Origin of the sequence: Oceanivirga salmonicida, assembly GCF_001517915.1 — a bacterium.
Taxonomy (GTDB): domain Bacteria; phylum Fusobacteriota; class Fusobacteriia; order Fusobacteriales; family Leptotrichiaceae; genus Oceanivirga; species Oceanivirga salmonicida.
Genome location: NZ_LOQI01000089.1, coordinates 1 through 5262, shown reverse-complemented (window position 1 = coordinate 5262; position 5262 = coordinate 1). Strand labels below are relative to the sequence as shown.

6 protein-coding genes are annotated in these 5262 nt (G+C 23.1%); all 6 read left to right on the top strand.

Going from position 1 to position 5262, the window contains the following annotated elements:
* A partial coding sequence (locus AWT72_RS09745; RefSeq protein ID WP_197407637.1) for a hypothetical protein occupies positions 1-211 on the top strand: 211 nt, incomplete at its 5' end.
* A 2-nt stretch (positions 212-213) separates the two neighbouring features.
* Positions 214-987, top strand: coding sequence for a hypothetical protein (locus tag AWT72_RS07955; protein WP_156413116.1), 774 nt, complete (start codon positions 214-216; stop codon positions 985-987).
* Between the two features lie 295 nt (positions 988-1282).
* Complete coding sequence (locus tag AWT72_RS07950; protein ID WP_067143380.1) at positions 1283-3445, top strand: EndoS/ChiA family endoglycosidase; 2163 nt, start codon at positions 1283-1285, stop codon at positions 3443-3445.
* 138 nt (positions 3446-3583) lie between these two features.
* The gene (locus tag AWT72_RS07945; protein ID WP_067143379.1) at positions 3584-4396 is read left to right on the top strand and encodes a hypothetical protein; all 813 of its coding nucleotides are present in this window, start codon (positions 3584-3586) and stop codon (positions 4394-4396) included.
* Between the two features lie 27 nt (positions 4397-4423).
* Positions 4424-4882 (top strand): SMI1/KNR4 family protein, encoded by a 459-nt coding sequence (locus AWT72_RS07940; protein ID WP_067143377.1) that lies wholly within the window; start codon positions 4424-4426, stop codon positions 4880-4882.
* A gap of 97 nt (positions 4883-4979) precedes the next feature.
* The coding region (locus tag AWT72_RS07935; RefSeq protein WP_156413115.1) for a two-partner secretion domain-containing protein at positions 4980-5262 on the top strand (283 nt) is incomplete at its 3' end.

The following is a 5262-nucleotide window of genomic DNA, read 5'->3' as shown; positions in this document are numbered from 1 at the left end:
TATTAAGGGTGATAAGATAAGGTTAGAAGATATAAATTGGGAAGAAATGGTGAAACCAATAACTTATCCAGCAATTTTTATTGAAGTTAAAAGTTTAGATGGAAGTGAAGTAGATAAAAAAATATATAAAAAAATACAAAAAGATTTAAAAGAATATTATTCTGATTCATATATTGTAATTAGCGAAAAAGAAAGATGGAATTGGTTATAAAAATGAAAAGAGATTTAACACTTATGGGATTAATAATTTTATTAATTATTGTTATAGTAGGATTCATTATATTTTCGCCTAAAAAAATAAAAGAGGAAAAAATAAATGAAGAAACTATTGAATTAATAAGTAACCTTGAAAAGAATAGAGGACTTATAATAGATCCTTCAAAGATAAATGTTAAATCAAGTAGAGGGTTTGGGGTTAATTTTGTAGATATAAGTATGAAAGATCCTTATACAAATAAAAGAAATGAATATCGTATTGTTGGAGAATTGCCAAATTTTAATAATGAATATGTTTATGATATGTTTTTAAATGATTTTAGTTATTATCCATATTTAAAAAATAAAGATTTGATGGAAAATAAAAAAGAGAAAGATAGTAAAATAGAAAAAATATTATCTAAATACAATGATAAATATGAAATATTTTATATTATAAAGTATATTTATATATTTAAAAATCAAAAAATGACAAGACAAGGAGTAATAATAGATTTTAAAAATGATGTTTATTATGAAACTAATGATGTTATAAACTTACTGGTAAATTTATTAAATGAGAATACTAAAGGTAAAATAAAAATAGAAGATATAAATTGGGAAGAAATGGTGAAACCAATAATACATTCAGCGATTTTAGTTGAAGTTAAAAGTTTAGATGGAAACGAAGTAGATAGAGAAATATATAAAGAAATACAAAAAGATTTAAAAGAGTATTATGCTAATTCATATATTATTTTTAGTAAAAAAGAATGGTGGGAATTAAAATAAAAAAGAAACAAAAATTGAAAAAGATAATATATTTAACACATAGACAACTTAAAAAGTTTTTATTTAGCGTAAATTTAAGACTATTTTAATTAATAATAGAATGAAAATAAGGGTTATTGTAAAATTGCAGCCCTTTTTTATTAGAATTGTAATTAAAATACTACAGAATATTATTTCCGTATTGATACTGAAAATATTGTAATTGAAAAAATGTTAAATACGGGTAAAATATGTTATAAAAATAAAGCAATTATATATACATAAAATATTTTTAAATAGAGAGGAGCAATTTAAGATGATGAGTAAAAAAATTTTAATGGCATTATTTTGTGTAGCTAGTTCTATATCTTTTTCAGAAAATACATTACCAAAAAATGTTCAACTTCCACAAATTAAGGCACAAGAGCCACAAAAAAGAGAATTTCTAGCATATTATAGAATTTGGAGAGATGTGGCTGTTAAGCATGATAATCCAAAGGTAAAAGGAGAAAATTGGATTAGTATGAATGATATACCAGAAGGAGTTACAATAGTTAATGTATTTGGACACGATCCTTACTGGGAAGGAGATAAGGAAAATATTCCTAAACTTAAAGAATATTTTAGAAAATTAAAAGAAGAATATATGCCAGAACTTAGAAAAAGAGGTATAAAAGTTGTCCGTGGAATTAATTATAAAAGATTAATTGCTGTTCCTAAAATTGATCGTCTAAATGAAGATGATCCACCAACAGATAATGAAATAGAACAATGGGCTAAAAAGTTATATGAAGAAAATGTAAAAGCATTAGGAATTGATGGTATAGATATTGATATGGAAATGAGATACCGTCCTGGTAAAGTGCCTAAGAATGAATATGATACTTTATCTGATGATAAAATAGACATAGGAAATAAAATGATAAAAGCTTTATCAAAATATTTAGGGCCTAAATCCGAAAATAAAGATAAAACTATGTTGATTTATGATACAAATAATTCAGAAAGATATGCCGTTGAAGGTGTAAAAGGCTATTTTGATTTAATTGCTTATCAACAATATGGTAGAACACCATCTAATACTCCATTAGAAAGATTTAATGGAATATTTGATAAAAGTAATTTTATGCCAGGATTAACATTCCCTGAAGAAAAAGCAGGATTTGGAAGTAGATTTATTGATTTTCATAATGGAATATATGAACGTTCAAATCTATATAAAGTTGCAGAATATGTAAAAAAGAATAATTTAGCAGGAATGTTTATATATGCAATAGATAGAGATTCAAGAACCTTTAATGAGCCAGATTATTCAACATTAGTTCGTTCTAATTTTATATGGACAAAAACAATAATCCAAGAAATGAATGGTTGGACTAAAGAACAATCAATAGATACTGCAAAACATAATCTTGATAGAATAAAATACTATGATAATTTATCTGATGAGCAAATAAAAGAAATTGTTGAGAGAATGAAAAAATCAGACAATTTATTTAATATAAATAAAGAAATTTTAGGTTGGGAAACAGAAGGTGAAATTAAAGCAAAGGCAATAAATGAATTATATGATCCAACATTAGAAAGAAGTCTAATGAATATAAAAATAGATCATGCTAAACATGAACTTGATAGTACAAAAAAATTAAAAGAAAAGGACGAACAAATAAAAGATAGTTGGAAAACTCTTGCATTAGCATTAAGAGGTAAAAGATATACTCAAAATGCAATAGATGAGCAAGTTAATATATTTAAAAAATTGCATCTAAGTATAGATAAAGAAATTAAATTAATTAGTGATAATACTTTAAGTTCTATTGAATTAACTAATGGTCATGATTTGAATGATAGATTTAGTATAGCTTATACATTGGTACATAAGAAAAATAAATTTTTTAATAATTTAAATGCTAAAGGTATAATATATAATAATTTAGGACTATTAGGAAACATTGGTGTAACAAAATCAGATGTAAATATATTAGGTGGAACATATTATAAATTAGACACAAAAATAGGTTCATATATACCAAGTGTAGGATTAGTTTATGCATTAAATACTGATGATAATATTAAAACTCATTTTATTGCAGCTCGTTTAGATAATAATTTTAAATTTAATGCATATAATAATAATGGAGTTTCAGTTAATCCACTTATTAATTTAAATGTAGAAATCGGAGCATATAAATCTGAAAATACTATATTTAAGATGGCATATAACCATAAAGTAGAAGCAGGAGTAAATGTAGGGTATAAAATAAAAAACTTTAATATAAACGGACAATTAACAGCTTATAACACTTTAACATATGCAAAATTACTAGACAAAACAATTTATGACTTTGGTGGAAGTATAGATGCTAAAATTGGTTATGATATAAGCCCTACTTCAAATATTAGCTTAAATGCAGGATATTCTAGAACTATTAAAGATAATTTATATAGAGCAGGTATAGAATTTAATAAGGCATTTTAATTGATGAGTTGTTGTATATAGGTAGTTTAAACTACTTATTGCAACGACTTTTTTATATCAAAAATATTTGAAAGGATTTACATTTTTGAAAAAACAAGGTATAAATATATAAAATAAAAGATAAAATAGGAGAAAATAATGTTGAAAAAAATATGGAAAATAATTTTAAATATGACTATTTTAATATTCATCATGAATATATCAATATTATTTGGAGAAAAGATAAATTTATTTGAAAAAATTGGTAGAAAAGCCCAAATAATAAGAAGTTTGAAAAAATATAGAGGAATAATATTAAACCCTGAAAATATTGATTTTGAATCTAAACTAGGTGCTTTTCTTGAAAAAGATAGCGAAAAAATAATATGTAAAGACAAAAATGGAAACTATATAGGTGAATATGAGACTTTTTTTGTTGAAAAAATAGATTTTAAAAATACAGAGACATATAATTATTTTATGAAAGAATGCAGCTTTGAACCCTATTTAGAAAAATTTAAATCAAGAAACTATTTTGGAGAACAAGAAAAAAATATAAAAGATATATTAGATAAATATAGTAAGGAATATGACATAATATATTATAATTCATTAGCATATATATTTGATGATAAAGAATTAGTATTAGTAGATAATGGTGTGGAAATAGAAGAAAAAAATGGTTTTTTACATTATGGGGAACATGCTCAAAAAGAAAAAGATTTTAAAGAAAAATTATTTAAAAGTTTCAAAACACCAATAAAATTTGAAGATATAGATTGGAGTAAATTAGTTAATGAAAATATGTTTATGCCTGTTTTTATAATTAATATTGATAAAAAAAGTGAGTATAGAGAGGCATATAGAAAAAAAGAATTATACATAAAATTGAATGAAGAATTAAAACCATATTATGATTCTAATAAGGTAAAAATAGTATTTTCAATTTATAGTAGTTATTTAGAAGAATAGTTTTTATAAATTTAAAGGAGACTAACCATGACATTAAAAGAAGAATTAATAAAAAAAAATATTAAGTTATTAGATGGCTTAACTGATGAGGAAATAGAAAAAGTAGAATTATTATATAATATTAAATTTCCACTACCATATAAAAAATTACTAAAAGAATTTCAAGTATATTATGATGAAAAAGATAGAATAGATAATAATCCAATAATATGGAATGATTTTAGTGAAAATAATGTAATGAAATTAATAAGAGCAATAGAAGATGCTAATGCATTTAGAGCAGAATGGTTATCTCTTTATTCTGGTAAAGCCAATTGGCCAGATTTTGAGGGTATGCCAGAAAATATTATAGATGCAGAGTATTTTATAGAAGAATATCTTTTAAATGTAGCAAAACTTATTTCTATTGATTATTGTGGGAATACGGTAATTACAGAAGAAAATGAACAAGAAATATATATAAATAAATGTTTATTATATAACTAATAAAGAAAAATATTGTAAAAGTGCTTGTATTTTTCAAAAAAATATGATAAAAATATACCGTTAAAATATAAAAATAAAAAATGGGAGGTTTTAAGACATGTTGAAAAAAGTGAAATTATTGCCAATATTAATGTTCTTTTTTTTGGTTACAATTTTACATGCAGATATAGTAGTAGACAAAGATACAGATGCCTATTTAAAAGAAAAAAATGGTACTAAAATAGTAAATATAGCAACACCAACTAAAAAAGGAGTATCACACTCTAAATTTAAAGATTTTTCAGTTGATAAAAATGGGGCAGTAATAAATAATAAATATGAAGATTCTAGAAGTGAATTAATAAAAGATACAGTAGAAGGAAATAAAAATTTAAAGGAAG

Coding starts and splice junctions, on each gene's coding strand:
- AWT72_RS07955 (WP_156413116.1), top strand. CDS start 214: ATGAAAAGAGATTTAACACTTATGGGATTAATAATTTTATTAATTATT.
- AWT72_RS07950 (WP_067143380.1), top strand. CDS start 1,283: ATGATGAGTAAAAAAATTTTAATGGCATTATTTTGTGTAGCTAGTTCT.
- AWT72_RS07945 (WP_067143379.1), top strand. CDS start 3,584: ATGTTGAAAAAAATATGGAAAATAATTTTAAATATGACTATTTTAATA.
- AWT72_RS07940 (WP_067143377.1), top strand. CDS start 4,424: ATGACATTAAAAGAAGAATTAATAAAAAAAAATATTAAGTTATTAGAT.